The sequence below is a fragment of the Mesobacillus maritimus genome (genome assembly GCF_044803185.1).
Lineage (GTDB): Bacteria > Bacillota > Bacilli > Bacillales > Cytobacillaceae > Mesobacillus_B > Mesobacillus_B maritimus_B.
This window is the reverse complement of sequence record NZ_CP085225.1, coordinates 2,567,972-2,581,838: the sequence shown is the minus strand read 5'-3', so window position 1 is coordinate 2,581,838 and position 13,867 is coordinate 2,567,972. Positions and strand designations below refer to the sequence as shown.

The following is a 13,867-nucleotide window of genomic DNA, read 5'->3' as shown; positions in this document are numbered from 1 at the left end:
GTTGCCGACCCTATTTTTTAGGGTATTAAGAGGATCATTCACAATTAGAAACTTTTTCTCCAAAGTTCTAGGTTTGATCAGGGTGCCAGCTTTAGTGTAAAATGGGAATGTTTTAAGTAATGTCTCTAAACTCATTGATGTATGAAAAAGGAAGCACCTAGCGTGCTTCCTTTTTTGTATTCAATTTATTAAGTTATTTTTCTGACGCCAGCTCTTTTCTGTCAACGAATGTAGGAGGCTGCTCCATCCAGCCTTTATCAATCATGATATTTACCCCATCTTCAGCGTATTTCGTTATTTCAGCTATCAGGATGGCATATTTTGTTGCCAAATCACGCCTTTGCGATAAGGAAAAAGCCGCTCCATAATAACCTGATGCCGTTGAAATTAGCGCGACAATATGGAATAACAAAAGCTTGTCAGAAAAAGGCGATACAGTCGAGCTTGAAATTTCTGCATCGTATTTTGGAGGTGCAGGCAAATTGCTCTCATCTAAAATCGTGCTAAAAATATCATAGTGCTTATTACAAAGTTTTTCTCCTCTTTGGAAATATTCGCGAAGCTCCTGTGATTGAGCAACCTGACTAAAACCAATTTCCAAAACAATTTTCACAACATTTTTTTTCATATTAAAGAATAACCCACTAAATTCAACTGCATTTAAAGGTCTGCGGTCACCAAACCACCCCGTCAAAAAGCTTTGCTTTTTGACAAAATCGATGGTCTCTGGTGCAGTCAGGTTAGGTGGTCTACTAACTATCCCCTTATGAACCATAACATGAAGAATTCTTCTATATAATTCCATTGCTTCTGTGTTACATTTTATAAAATAGTTGACCTGATCTTCTCTTATTGAGGTGCTAACAGCTCCAGCATAACCAGTTAAACCGTGTATGGTCATAATCTGCATATAAACAAGAATAAAGATATCTGAAAATAATTTGGGAGCCTCCAAGTTTACATCTTCATTAGTAAAGCCTTTCGGAACAGGATAATGTTCATTTTTCAAGAAATCCTCTATCTGCTTAAGATGAGTCTCGGATAAGCTCTTTGCATATTCTAAGATAGCCTTTATATCTTTATCCTCAACAGTTTTTAAATAATATTTCAACACACACAATGACATACTGTCGTTTACATACTGTGACCATAAATTCGCAATCTCTGCAGAAGTTAATCGAACTTTATGGCTAATCTCCTCCATATAAGGCCCCCCAACAAAATTTTCATCAAAAAATTACATCGGTAATAGTTTAAAGAAATTACCAGAAATTATTCAGGGAGTGGTTACATCACCTTCCTCAAAGGACCCCCATTCCTTAATAACTCATTTGTCTACTTCAAAAGAAACAACATCAAACCCACTACTGGCAAATTCATTGCTAAGTACAATGGTGACCTTTTCTTTCTTTCCTTCCCCTATAATTGCTTGGAGTTGGACAATAAGATCATAGACGGTTCCAGGAGATTTAAATGCAGAATCATCCTTTAAATCAGCTGGTAAGTTCCTCGAGACAATTTTAACAATCTCTAAATCTTGGAATTGAGTAAATCCCCCATAATGCTCTTTCATCGCATCAACAATTTTCTGATGCAGTAAAATCATGGCTACATGTTCTAATTCTTCCTTCTCGGGTTCATAAGCACTTGCATTTCCCCAACTTAGGGTAAAACTACAAAAGAGAGCCATCATTATTGCTACAATCTTTTTATCCATCATCAAATCCCTTTCTTTTCATTTTGAGTAGAACACAGCATTTAAATCCTTAATAACAATAGACCTTCATAAAGGTATGTCACCTAGGAGTTATACTCTCTATTTTCTTCTATAATTAGGAATTTACCCAGAATACCGTCGTTATTTGGTGGATAAAGCCAGAATTTCTCCACATTTACCTTAAAATGAGGAGAATTGTTGAGAAGTTTTTTACTGTGTATGCAGGAAAAACCTACTTCGTTAAAAAATAATAACTAAGAGAAAGTTATGTCTAACGAAAAATCGAAAGGTGGTTATAATCATGGCAATGGATTTAACCCTACAACAGATCGTCGAAGGCATACCAAAATCCTTGTTAAACGCATCTGATCGTGAATTGGAAGGTTTCCAAAAAATCATTGAAGAAACCATTAGATTAAGAGAGGGGCAAAGAAATTTACAGGTTATGATTAAGAACTTCTCCTCATCTCAAATACAACGCTCTTAATCTTCATTATTATGGGAGGTGAACCTTCACCTTCCTTTTGTTTTGCCACAAACGCTTTGAAAAATCCAATTTATTACAGTTCTTTATCTAAAGTTACATTTACTGGAATAAAGTTTGTAACAAAATGGGTGCACATACATTATATTTTCTGTCATAATGTAAGTATCGGTGTGGATTTGCTGTAGAGAGAAAGTTCGATATTTTATTACGAACAGTTAGGTTTCAATCGCCCTGTATGATAAGGGCTACTGGGAGGGGTAAATCGATGTTGATTCGTTATAATAAAAATCACGAAAAAATCGCCATGGGGCTTTTATCATTTAATCCGGATGAAAAGGATCTGCAAAAGCTTTTACAAACGATAAATGAATATGTAACCGAACCAAACCGTCAGCTGTATCTCTGGAAAGAAGAAGAAGGAATGATTGGTGTGATTGGTGTGAAGATTGATGACCTAGAAATTCAATTGCAACATCTATCCGTTAATCCGTCCCACCGTGATAAAGGATTTGGTAAACTAATGATTAAGGAATTGTTAGAACTCTATCCAAACAAGAAGTTGACAGCAACTGAAACAACAGAAGCGTTCGTTGAAAAATTTGATACGGAACAATCTCTAGAAGACGAAAATAAAAAAGAACACCCTCTTTCTGTTTATTAATTTCCCCTTATATCCGTAGAAGGTCGTTTTCAAATTTTTTAATTGAGGCAGTTGAAGTCAAAACTTCACTGCCTTTTAGCTTGTACAAATGCTAAATAATCCAATACCTCTTTAAAATACACTGCCAATATCTTATTTGTTTTTCTACAGTTCTGTAAGTGATGCCTCCTATTCCCCTCCACACTCTACATCTTTACGACAACAACTCCCCCTGCTTTACTTAAACTTGATGGAAGGAAACTCATTTGATAGAATTGCTTGTTGATACTTTTTTTATAAATCCGGCTATAACCCTGGCTACCGATGTTGCCAAGTTGTTTTTATCAAACTACGTACAATAAAAAGATTATTTTTAGATATATTAGGGGTGGCATTTATGTATCATGCAAATACAACTAAGGAAAAACTGAGCTTATTTGTCTCCATACTCTGGCCAATCATGGTTACGCAGATAAGTTTATATGCGATGAATTTAGTCGATACGATGATGTCTGGTCGTGTTGGAACAGATGACCTAGCTGGTGTCGCAATGGGGTCAAGCTTGTGGATGCCAGTGTTTACAGGGATAAATGGCATATTGCTAGCTGTTACCCCCATAGTCGCCCATTTTATAGGGAATAAACAACAAGATAAAATACACTACTCTGTCACACAGGCTTTTTATTTAGCTATCATCCTTTCTTTTATGGTCGTTGTTGCTGGTTTTTTTGCGCTAGATCCAATCTTAACTTTAATGAATTTGGATCCAGAAGTTCATCGAATTGCCTTCCATTATTTGATCGGGTTGTCCATAGGGGTTGTCCCACTATTTTTATCGAACGTCCTTAGGAACTTTTTCGACGGCCAAGGTTATACGCAAATTACAATGTTTATAACTGTCTTGGCTGTTCCCTTTAATATTCTACTAAACTATGGATTTATTTTTGGGAACTTTGGATTGCCAGCTCTAGGTGGAGTTGGTGCTGGTTATGCAACTGCGTTAACATACTGGATTATCCTTATTTTTAGTATCGTCATGACTTTTAAATTGGAAACTGTACGAAATTATCTTCTCTTTGTAAAATGGGTAAAGCCCTCTTGGACGGCTTGGAAGGAACAGCTTTCAATAGGTATTCCGATTGGGCTATCGATTTTCTTCGAAGCAAGCATCTTTGCTGTAGTAACATTGCTAATAGGTACAATGTTCTCGACGATAACTATAGCGGCCAATCAAATTGTTCTTAGCTTTACTTCCTTGATGTTCATGATTCCTCTTAGTATCTCTATGGCACTAACCATTGTCGTTGGTTTTTCAGTTGGCGGAAAAAAGTTCCAGACAGCAAAACAGTATGCCTATTTGGGCGTTTTGGGTGGGATTGCTTTCTTAGCAGTCGGAGCTGTGTTCCTCTATTATCTTAGAGAACCGATTGCCTATCTTTATACTCAGGATCGTGAAGTCGTTCTGCTTGCTAGCCAAATCTTCTTGATTGCTATTATTTATCAGCTTTCTGATGCTGCCCAGGCTGGCCTGCAAGGAGTATTGCGCGGTTATAAAGATGTGAGACTTCCCTTCCTAATTACGTTTATTGCTTACTGGATTATTGGTATCCCATCTGGATATTTCCTTGCCGCCTTTACAAAGCTAGGCCCGATTGGGTTTTGGGTTGGAATCTCTTTAGGTCTTACCTTCGCAGCCATTGGTTTCTTAATTCGACTACGATTTGTTCAGCGTAGAATTGTCAAGGAGCAATCAGGAATCGTATAAAGTTTCAACATAATTTTTCAGAGGTGATGGGGTACTCTCATCACCTTTTTAAATATTCCCCAACAAGTACCAAATGAAAAAAATGCCTTACCCTATAGGAGAGTAAAGCATCTACCACTATTCTCCTTTTGTAAGGGTTCTCCGGTCAGGTGCTAAAGGTGGCTCCTCTAACCAGCCGTTTTCAATCATTAAATTTGCGCCATCCTCTGCATATTTTGCAAGTTCTGTAGTAAACATCACGTATTGAAGTGCTAAATCTCTCCTTGATGTTACACTCAAAGCTGTACCATAGAAGGCAACGGCAATTTGTGAAGATAATTGCACTTGATACATCATAAACTTATCTGAAAATGGCGAAGTTTTCGAGTCTGTAACATAAGATGACCAGGATATTGGCGAATTTAACTTCTCTTCCCGAAAAATTGCATCAAATGCCCCTATATGTTTAGTAGAAATTTGAGTTCCTCTTTGAATATATTTGCGCACTTTCTCTGAGGCAGCTACTTGGCTAAAGCCGACCTTCAACGCCACATGCAAATGCATTTTGTTCATGTTAAAAGTAATATCCCCAATTTCCATGGCTGTTAATGGTCGTCGTTCTCCAAACCATCCTGTTAAAAAGCTTTGTTGTTGAACAAAATCAATTGATTTTGGGGGCGAGAGAACAGGGGGACGAGAATAAAGACCTTTGCTAAGCATTACTTCAATCGTTTTATTAAACAGAGTCATGACTTCATTATTACAATCTATGTAATATTTTCGAAGGTCCGAACGAATTGATGTTCCAACTGATAGTGCATAACCTGTTATTCCTTGTATGGACATGATATACATATAATTCAAGTAGAAAGGATCTTGAAACAATCTCGGACCCTCGACATTTACATCTTCTTCGGTAAATGCCTTAGGCAATGGATACTCCTCACCTTTAAAAAATTCCTTAATTTTCACAACATGAGATTCTGAATATTGTAGGGCGTCTCTATAAACCTCAATGATATCGTTATCTTCCATATGTTCCAGGGCGTATTTTATAAAGCCAATCGACATCGTATCAAACATAAACTGAGTCCAAAGGCTAGCTAGCTCCGTAGCAGTTAACCGGATGCTGTTTTTTTCCATAACAGTACTCCTTCAGATTATTTTTTTACTTATAGCGTTTCCCGCCCTTCCCTAACTATTCAATATACGGTGGCTCCTTTGCCTTTGACTAATTATTATCGTCAAAAAAGACCGACAGAGTACTCTGTCGGTCTTACAGTGATGCACTTTTTCATTTCTTTTTATTTGTATCAATAAGAGACAAACCTTGTATCTCTCCCTCTTCAACAAGGTGTTTTAGCACAGACAGTTTATTATTCCAAAACTTTTCATAATAAGAAAGCCATTCTCTCACTTCTTTAAGAGAATCTGGTTGTAGCCTAAATAGTTTTTCCCTGCCTTGTTTTGTTGACCGAACTAAATCTGCTTCAGCAAGAATATGGAGATGCTTCACAATTGCTGTGCGGCTAATTGGAAAATAAGAGGTTATTTTTGAAATAGGCATTTCTTCATTTGCAAGTATCCTAAGTACCTCTCTACGGGTAGGGTCCGCAATTGCCTGAAAAACATCATGCTTCGCCGCCGTCACTTACACCTCAACAACCTTCTTAAGATTCTCGACAATACCTACCCAACCATGTGCCATACGATCACGAATCACAGTACTTGTCTCATTAGCTTTTCCTATGATTTCATCAGGATGCTTCCAGCCACCATGTATAAGCGTAAATTCAGTCTTATTATCCAGCTCTTTTAAAATAAACGAGACAACCCAGCCATCTGTATCCCAAGAAAACGAAAGGTGATTCGGTTCATCAATTTCCAATACCTTGCATGGGGATGGACCAAAGGGTGATTGAATCTCAAATTCATATCCAACCTTTGGCTCAAAATTATTGGGCATAAACCAAGCTTCAATTCCTTTTGAAGTTGAAACCACTTCCCAAACCTTTTGAATTGGCGCTTTTATGATAATAGTTTGCTTAATATCTGGTACTGTAGTTTGATTTCTATCTTCCATTAGAATACTCCTTTATGTATATTTTATTGCAAATATGACACCTATAGGTTTCATATCACAAAGCCTACTATATAACACCTTTAGGTATCACGTCAATACATTAATGTTATGCATTCTGGTGTTTGATAAGCATTCAATATTAATGATACATCCTTGAAATACTCTCTAAATCAGCTAACAATGTTTTTACTTCCTCTTGGGACAACCTGATTAGCATTTGGTCAAAAAGCGAGATTATTTGACCATCTTCATCTTGATGTTTTATTAAATACCCATACAAACTTTCTAACTGATTTTTCTTCAAGGTTGTTTCCGTTTGGAAGCTTTTTATTGTTTGAAGTGTAAACATATTATCAGCGTCATCAAACTCACCTGATAAAATCTCACCTACTATAGATTGCATTCCTTCATCACCTCTGAATACAGTATTTCCTTATTTCTCCCCTTCATGAACCTCTCATCACTAAAGTGACAAGTTTCTAATGTATAAAAAAAGAAGTACATCCACTTTTTGGATAGTACTTCTCACCTTAGTTATAGATTTTGCCCGTAAAACCAAGTGGGCTTGCCAGTGGAGTAAGTCAGCTTATCTAAACAACGCTAGAAATTCTCCGTACCCTTCTTCTTCTAATTTATCCACCGGGACAAATCTCAAGGCAGCAGAGTTAATGCAGTACCTCGCCCCATCAGGTCCGGGGCCATCATCGAAAACATGACCAAGGTGGGTATCTCCTGATTTCCCCCTAACTTCTATTCTTCTCATTCCATGTGAGGTATCTAACTTTTCGTCAATTTCGGATCGACGAATTGGTTTAGTAAAGCTCGGCCAGCCACAACCCGCATCATATTTATCCTTGGAACTAAACAGAGGCTCTCCTGAAATAATATCCACATAAATTCCTTCTTCTGTATGATTCCAAAATTCGTTGCGGAAAGGAGGTTCTGTCGCATTATTTCGAGTCACCTCATATTGAATCGGGGTCAACTCCTTGCGCAGCTCCTCATCGCCTTTTGTTTTTTTCCAATTCTCACGGATAAACCGCGCTCTCCCAGATCCTTCTTTGTACAGGTTGTAATGAAATGAATTCTTTTTATAATAATCTTGATGCTTTTCCTCTGCACGATAAAAAGTAGACGCAGGTAAAATCTCTGTGACAATTGGTTTTCTGAAACGCGCGCTTGACGCTACTTGGACTTTAGATTCTTCTGCCATTTCTTTTTGTGTTTCATTGTGGTAAAAAATCGCTGTCCGATACGAAAGTCCACGATCATTAAATTGGCCACCTTCATCAGTTGGATCAATCTGCTGCCAGAACAGTTCTAGCAATTTTTTATAAGGAAACACTTCAGGATCAAACGTGATTTGAACAGCTTCATAATGACCTGTTGTATCGGAACATACCTCCTCGTATGTAGGGTTTTCCTTATGTCCCCCTGTATAACCTGAAACGATTTCTTTAATCCCTGGCTGTTCGTCAAACGGCTGGACCATGCACCAGAAACAGCCCCCGGCAAATGTCGCCTTCTCTAAATGTTCAGACATAAACGCCCACTCCTTATAATAAAGTCACTTTTATTTTAAAATAAAACAGATGGATTACACCATGAAGATGCTATTAATTATAAAGGCTACACCTTTCCACCTGTTCTCGCAACTATTCTGCAAGTAATGAGGAGGATAAAACAGTTTCCTCTATAAAGAAAAATCACGTCATTTGCCTAAACACATATATTAATAAAAAAAACGGAGGAGGGTTACTCAGTGGAGACTATAGAGGAAAAACGTGTTTTTATTAGTTTATTTAAATCACTTTCTTCAAACTACCCCGTAAAATCCATTCTTACAAATGGAACAGAGATCTATGTATCATTTTTTCTTCATTACGAAGATAATGAACAACTTGTTTATTTCTCTGAAAATGACAATATAATTTCGATAGAATGTGATAAAATTGATGGAATCATTTTTGCTAATGATGTTGACCTTGAATGCGAAAGAGAAATCAACAGTATCGATTGACAAGAAAAAATTAAAAAAGACTGCAGGCACGCTCGATTGATCGAGTATGTCTGCAGTGTGAGCCCTCCTCTATTGAAAGGTCCCTCCATTCCATATTTATAGGAACAAGAACCGTACTCAAAAGATTTTTCCAGGATTCAAAATCCCCTTCGGATCCAATGTCATCTTAATTTCTTTCATTAAGTCAACAGTCCCACCATGCTCTAACCGTAAAAACTGTTTTTTTCCCTTTCCGATTCCGTGCTCTCCTGTACAAGTCCCACCTTTTTCTAAGGCATAGGCGACAATCTGCTGGTTAATTTCTTCAATCTTTTTTACATGTTCCGGATTCTCTGCATCAATCGAAAGCACCGCATGATAATTCCCATCCCCAACATGACCGAAGATCGCAGCTTTCACTCCGTGTAATTCAATCAATTTCCTTGTTTCCTTGATGGCATTAGGAAGTTCAGAAATCGGGACACAGACATCAGTTGATAACAATCCTTTCCCAGGATTAGCCGCCTGAATGGCGAATGCCACATGGTGTCTTGCCTCCCAAAGTTTCGCTCTTGCTAAAGAGTCACTTTCGAATTCAAACAATTGACAGCCTTCCTCTATAGCTATTTCTTGAGCAAGCTCCATATCCTTTTTAACTGTATGCTCACTGCCACTTATTTCAATAAATAAGGTTGGCACCTCTTGATAATCCGTGTTTTTATAAGCATTTACTGCCTGAATTGTTGCTTGGTCGACTAACTCAATCTTCCCTAAGTCTAAGCCCGATTTCAACATAGCGGCTGCAGCACTACCCGTCTCATCAATGGAAGAAAAGAGGGCTCTGCCGGCCAATGTTACTTCAGGGATGCCTTGCAAGCGTAACGTGATCTCCGTAAAAATTCCTAATGTCCCCTCAGACCCGACAAACAAACTAGTCAAGTTATATCCAGCAGATGATTTCACCGCCATTCCACCGGTCCTCACGACACGACCATCGGCCAAAACAGCTTCAAGTCCTAATACTTGATCCTTCATTGTTCCATATTTTACGCTATTTGTGCCACTCGCATTAGTCGAAACCATTCCACCAATCGTTGCATCGGCACCAGGGTCCACCGGAAAGAATAGCCCATATTTTTTTAATTCCTTATTTAACTGACTTCTTGTTACACCCGGTTGAACTTTCACCAAAAAGTCTTCTGGGCGAATTTCCAATACCTTATTCATTAGCGACAGATTGACTGTAATCCCACCTAGAGCAGGGATGATGTGCCCCTCTAGACTGCTTCCCACACCAAATGGAGTGACTGGAATTTCCCTTTCATTTGCATAAGTAAGAATTTGGCTTGCTTCCTCTTTCGATTTTGGATACACCACTAGTTCCGGTACTTGCGGAGTATGGTAGGTCATTCCTTTGCTATGCTGCTCCAGAATAGTTTCATTACGAGAGATTCTGTCCGCATCTTGGATGATGTTTAATAATTGATCATACATCAATGTCATGAAGGCAACCTCCGAATCTATTAAATAGGTTTCCTAGCCCATCTTTCCACGGTCATTTTAATAGCTCTCTAAGATCAACCTTTCAGGGTTTTCGATATACGTATGGACCCGCGCCATAAAGCTATTAGCAGGCTCCCCATCAATGACGCGATGGTCAAAGGTTAACGACGTTCCCATTACATGTCCGATGACAATTTCATCATTCACAACAATTGGGCGTTTTTTGATGGAATGTACACCTAGAATCGCCACCTCAGGATAATTGATGATTGGTGTTGCAAACCACCCCCCGCTAGCACCTGTATTCGAAATCGTAAACGTACTACCTGTCAGCTCTGCCGGTTTTAGCTTACGTTCCCGTGCCCGTTTGGAAAGATCCTGAATTTCATGAGCAATTTCCAACACTGTTTTCTGGTCTGCATGCTTTATTACTGGGACGATAAGTCCTTCGTTCGTTGCTGTAGCAATCCCAATATGGATATCTTTTTTGTAAACAATCTCCATTCTTTCATCATCAACACATGCATTAAATATCGGGTGATGTTTTAAAGCCTTCGCCAACGCCTTTACAAAAAACGGCAAATAAGTAAGTTTGACGCCCATAGTTTCAGCATAAGGTTGCAGCTGTTTTTTCACTTCAACGAGTTTGGTGATAACCACCTCGTCCATCCCTGTGCAGTGAATGGCGGTTGATGTTGATTTTTTCATATTATCGTAGATAACCCGTCTAATTCCTTGGATAGACTCTCTGCGGTCTCCATGAATGTCGTCATCTAGTTTAATCTCAATCGCTAACTGAGTTTCTTTTGCCTTATCCTTGTCAACGTCTTCCTCGACTTCAGTTGCGAGGGCAACGGCTGCTTCATTTTGCGATTGCCTGTGAAAGTTTCTTACATCTTCATCGGTTACCTTGCCTGCTTTTCCAGTAGGAGTTACCTCTGTAATATCAATTCCTAATTCTCGAGCAAGTTTTCGAACAGATGGAGCAGCAATCACTCTCTTTTTAAGTGGTCGTTTTGCTGAGCTAGTGGTTTGAATGGATATACTTTGCTGCTTAAATTGAGTTCCGGTATTTTGTTCTACTGGTTCCGTTTGGGTAGTTTTTGAAGGTTCCTGGTTTTGCATAGTTATTGTTTCATTTTGTAGGGATCTCTGATGTGATTGTTGAGAGGCATTAGGTATTGATTCTTGATATTGTTGACTCGACAGTGGTTCATTCTGCAACTTTTGTTCCTCAAGGACGGTGATTAACGTGTTTCCTACCTTTACCACCTCTCCCTCTTCAGCTCCTAAAGAATGAATGGTCCCTGTTACTGGTGAAGAAATTTCAACTACCGCTTTGTCCGTTTGAACCTCAACGACATTGTCATTTTCCTTTACGTAGTCACCAACCTTAACAAACCAACTAACAACCTCTGCTTCATGTAATCCTTCCCCAATGTCAGGAAGCTTAAATTCGTATGCCATCTGCTGCAGCTCCTTTTAAAATTAATGGGATAATACTTCTTTAATTCCCTCGCCAATTCTAGTCGCATTTGGCAACCAATCGTCCTCAACCGATGGAACAGGATATGGGGTGTCAAAACCTGTGACGCGAATAATCGGTGCGGTTAGATGGAACAAGGCTTTTTCATTAATAAGTGCTGAAATCTCTGCACCTGGTCCGCCCGTTTTAACGGCTTCATGCACAATGACCGCACGTCCTGTTTTCTGGACGGAAGCAAGAATCGTTTCTTCATCTATTGGTGATATGGTCCGTAAATCAATAATTTCGATTGATAGATTTTGAGAAGTTTCAATTTGCTCTACGACATTTTTCACAAGAGGAACGGTCGGTCCATAGGTAATAATCGTCAAATCTTCCCCCTTTTTTAAAACATTGGCCTTTCCGATTTCTAGAAGGTAATCCTCTTCTGGGACATCTTCCTTGAACGCTCGATATAGTTTCATTGGTTCAAGGAACAGCACAGGATCATTGTCGCGAATTGCAGCCGCGAGCAATCCTTTAGCGTCGTAAGGAGAGCTTGGCATTACAACCTTCATTCCTGGAGAATGTAAAAACAACCCTTCTAAACTATCAGAGTGTAACTCAGGGGTTCTTACCCCACCCCCAAAAGGTGCACGAACAACCATCGGCGCCTGTAGGGTTCCCGCTGATCTGAAACGAATACGTGCTGCTTGCGCTGCCATCTGATCCATCGCCTCATAGATAAAGCCGAGAAACTGAATTTCAGCAACAGGCCGCAATCCTCGTGTGGCCAGGCCAACTGCTGCACCAACAATCGCAGATTCGGCGATTGGCGTATCAACTACTCGTTCCTCGCCAAATATAGCTTGCAATCCATCGGTTGCCCGGAAAACACCACCGTTTTTCCCAATATCTTCTCCTAAACAAATCACTTTGCTTTCTCGTTCCATTTCTTTCCTTAGTGTTAGATTTATCGCTTCAATCATTGTCATAGACGTCATTTCAAAACCCCCTCTGTCCCAAGTGAACTTTGTTGCTCCTTTAAGTGTTTTGGTTTTTGTTCAAAAACGAAATCAAACACCTCTTCGGTTTTGCTACTCGGAGTATTCTCAGCACGCTTAAAGGCCTTTGAAACATTTTCGTTAGCAATCTCAAATTCTCTCTGGTCTAATTCCTCATCCCAGATGTTGCGGTCAATCATAAAAGCTTTCATCCGCTTAAGAGGATCTTTTTCAAGCCATGCTTCTACCTCAGTATTTTCACGGTATTTTGTTGGATCATCTGCAGTGGTATGAGGTCCTTGGCGATAGGTTACGGCCTCAACCAGTACTGGTTTCCCTTCACGTGCACGCTTTAAAGCCTCTTGCATCGTTGAATAAACTGCCAGAACATCGTTCCCATCCACTTGAACCCCTGTGATCCCATAGGCAGCAGCTTTTTGTGCAATTGTGTTACTTGCTGTTTGTTTTGATCTTGGTACACTAATGGCCCACTGGTTATTTTGGACAAAGAAGACAACCGGCAGTTTATAAACGCCTGCAAAGTTTAATGCCTCATGGAAATCTCCTTGTGATGTCCCACCATCCCCAATATAAGCAACACTTACACTATTTTCATGTTGTAACTTTGCAGCCCATGCACCGCCAACTGCATGAAGACACTGTGCACCAATAATGATTTGTACTGGGAAAACATTCGCATTTTGCGCAGAAGTCCCACCTAGAAGATTGCCCATTGTATATAAGAAAAAGTTTTCCATCGACACCCCATGAACTAAGGAAGCACCAACTTCTCGATAGCTAGGGTAAATCCAATCTTGTTCTTTTAATGCGTAAGCGCTTCCAACTTGTGCAGCCTCTTGCCCAATCATTGGTGCATAAGTACCTATTCTTCCTTGGCGCTGAAGCTTTAAGGCACGTTGGTCAAACGTCCTTGCTTGGACCATCCATTTATAAAGTCCTAAAAGCTCTTCATCGTGAATTTCAGGGTATGTACTTACTAGTTTTCCTGCTTCATTAAGAACCTGAACCCTATTCACAACTGTTTCATTAGGCTCTCCCCACATAAACATCCTCCATTCAAGCAATCTTTTTAAAAGAAGTTGATATGATGTCAATTTCTTTTGATTTTAGTATAGTATTCATGTTATGATCAAGTCAATTTATTTTTTAAAAGTTTAAACTTTTCAGGTTATTTGGTATTAAAGAATATGGGTTTCTTCAATTG

Annotated in this window: 15 protein-coding genes; 4 read left to right on the top strand and 11 right to left on the bottom strand. The window is 39.2% G+C overall.

All coding sequences use genetic code 11. The annotated features are described in order from the left end of the window. Positions 1 to 193: 193 nt before the first annotated feature. Positions 194 to 1,204 carry a DUF3231 family protein gene (locus LG336_RS12505; protein WP_404332834.1) on the bottom strand — a complete coding sequence of 337 codons (1,011 nt, stop codon included), beginning with the start codon at positions 1,202 to 1,204 and terminating at the stop codon, positions 194 to 196. Between the two features lie 123 nt (positions 1,205 to 1,327). After that, a complete protein-coding gene (locus LG336_RS12500) occupies positions 1,328 to 1,720 on the bottom strand; it encodes a hypothetical protein (protein WP_404332833.1) in 393 nt (130 codons plus the stop codon). A gap of 298 nt (positions 1,721 to 2,018) precedes the next feature. On the opposite strand from LG336_RS12500, the gene LG336_RS12495 reads away from it, so the two are divergent. From LG336_RS12495 to LG336_RS12485, 3 genes are all read left to right on the top strand, one after another. Next, on the top strand, positions 2,019 to 2,204 hold the full coding sequence (locus tag LG336_RS12495) for a hypothetical protein (RefSeq protein WP_404332832.1): 186 nt from the start codon (positions 2,019 to 2,021) through the stop codon (positions 2,202 to 2,204). Between the two features lie 265 nt (positions 2,205 to 2,469). Continuing rightward, positions 2,470 to 2,865 carry a GNAT family N-acetyltransferase gene (locus LG336_RS12490; RefSeq protein WP_404332831.1) on the top strand — a complete coding sequence of 132 codons (396 nt, stop codon included), beginning with the start codon at positions 2,470 to 2,472 and terminating at the stop codon, positions 2,863 to 2,865. A 376-nt stretch (positions 2,866 to 3,241) separates the two neighbouring features. Further along, positions 3,242 to 4,609, top strand: a complete 1,368-nt coding sequence (locus tag LG336_RS12485; protein ID WP_404332830.1) for an MATE family efflux transporter — start codon at positions 3,242 to 3,244, stop codon at positions 4,607 to 4,609. Between the two features lie 117 nt (positions 4,610 to 4,726). Here LG336_RS12485 and LG336_RS12480 read toward each other — a convergent pair whose 3' ends face one another. The 5 genes from LG336_RS12480 to msrA form a co-directional block, all read right to left on the bottom strand. Then, positions 4,727 to 5,731, bottom strand: a complete 1,005-nt coding sequence (locus tag LG336_RS12480; protein ID WP_404332829.1) for a DUF3231 family protein — start codon at positions 5,729 to 5,731, stop codon at positions 4,727 to 4,729. A 151-nt stretch (positions 5,732 to 5,882) separates the two neighbouring features. Continuing rightward, entirely contained in the window at positions 5,883 to 6,239 is a 357-nt protein-coding gene (locus tag LG336_RS12475; protein WP_404332828.1) for an ArsR/SmtB family transcription factor, read from the bottom strand. After that, positions 6,240 to 6,671, bottom strand: coding sequence for an SRPBCC domain-containing protein (locus tag LG336_RS12470; RefSeq protein WP_404332827.1), 432 nt, complete (start codon positions 6,669 to 6,671; stop codon positions 6,240 to 6,242). It lies immediately after the preceding gene. 139 nt (positions 6,672 to 6,810) lie between these two features. Further along, on the bottom strand, positions 6,811 to 7,074 hold the full coding sequence (locus LG336_RS12465) for a hypothetical protein (RefSeq protein WP_404332826.1): 264 nt from the start codon (positions 7,072 to 7,074) through the stop codon (positions 6,811 to 6,813). A gap of 183 nt (positions 7,075 to 7,257) precedes the next feature. Next, positions 7,258 to 8,214, bottom strand: coding sequence for a peptide-methionine (S)-S-oxide reductase MsrA (gene msrA / locus LG336_RS12460; RefSeq protein ID WP_404332825.1), 957 nt, complete (start codon positions 8,212 to 8,214; stop codon positions 7,258 to 7,260). A gap of 219 nt (positions 8,215 to 8,433) precedes the next feature. Here msrA and LG336_RS12455 point away from each other — a divergent pair, with 219 nt between their 5' ends. Next, a complete protein-coding gene (locus LG336_RS12455; RefSeq protein WP_404332824.1) occupies positions 8,434 to 8,691 on the top strand; it encodes a hypothetical protein in 258 nt (85 codons plus the stop codon). Between the two features lie 117 nt (positions 8,692 to 8,808). On the opposite strand, the gene LG336_RS12450 is transcribed toward LG336_RS12455, so the two are convergent. Genes LG336_RS12450 through pdhA form a run of 4 tightly spaced genes read right to left on the bottom strand, consistent with a single transcriptional unit; the run spans position 8,809 to position 13,706 of the window. Further along, positions 8,809 to 10,173: an FAD-binding oxidoreductase gene (locus LG336_RS12450; RefSeq protein WP_404332823.1), complete on the bottom strand. Its 1,365-nt coding sequence runs from the start codon at positions 10,171 to 10,173 to the stop codon at positions 8,809 to 8,811. Between the two features lie 57 nt (positions 10,174 to 10,230). Next, positions 10,231 to 11,640 (bottom strand): dihydrolipoamide acetyltransferase family protein, encoded by a 1,410-nt coding sequence (locus LG336_RS12445; RefSeq protein WP_404332822.1) that lies wholly within the window; start codon positions 11,638 to 11,640, stop codon positions 10,231 to 10,233. Positions 11,641 to 11,661: 21 nt separating this feature from the next. Further along, entirely contained in the window at positions 11,662 to 12,642 is a 981-nt protein-coding gene (locus LG336_RS12440; RefSeq protein WP_404332821.1) for an alpha-ketoacid dehydrogenase subunit beta, read from the bottom strand. Further along, a complete protein-coding gene (gene pdhA / locus LG336_RS12435; protein WP_404332820.1) occupies positions 12,639 to 13,706 on the bottom strand; it encodes a pyruvate dehydrogenase (acetyl-transferring) E1 component subunit alpha in 1,068 nt (355 codons plus the stop codon). Before pdhA ends, LG336_RS12440 begins: the two co-directional genes overlap by 4 nt. Positions 13,707 to 13,867 lie beyond the last annotated feature (161 nt).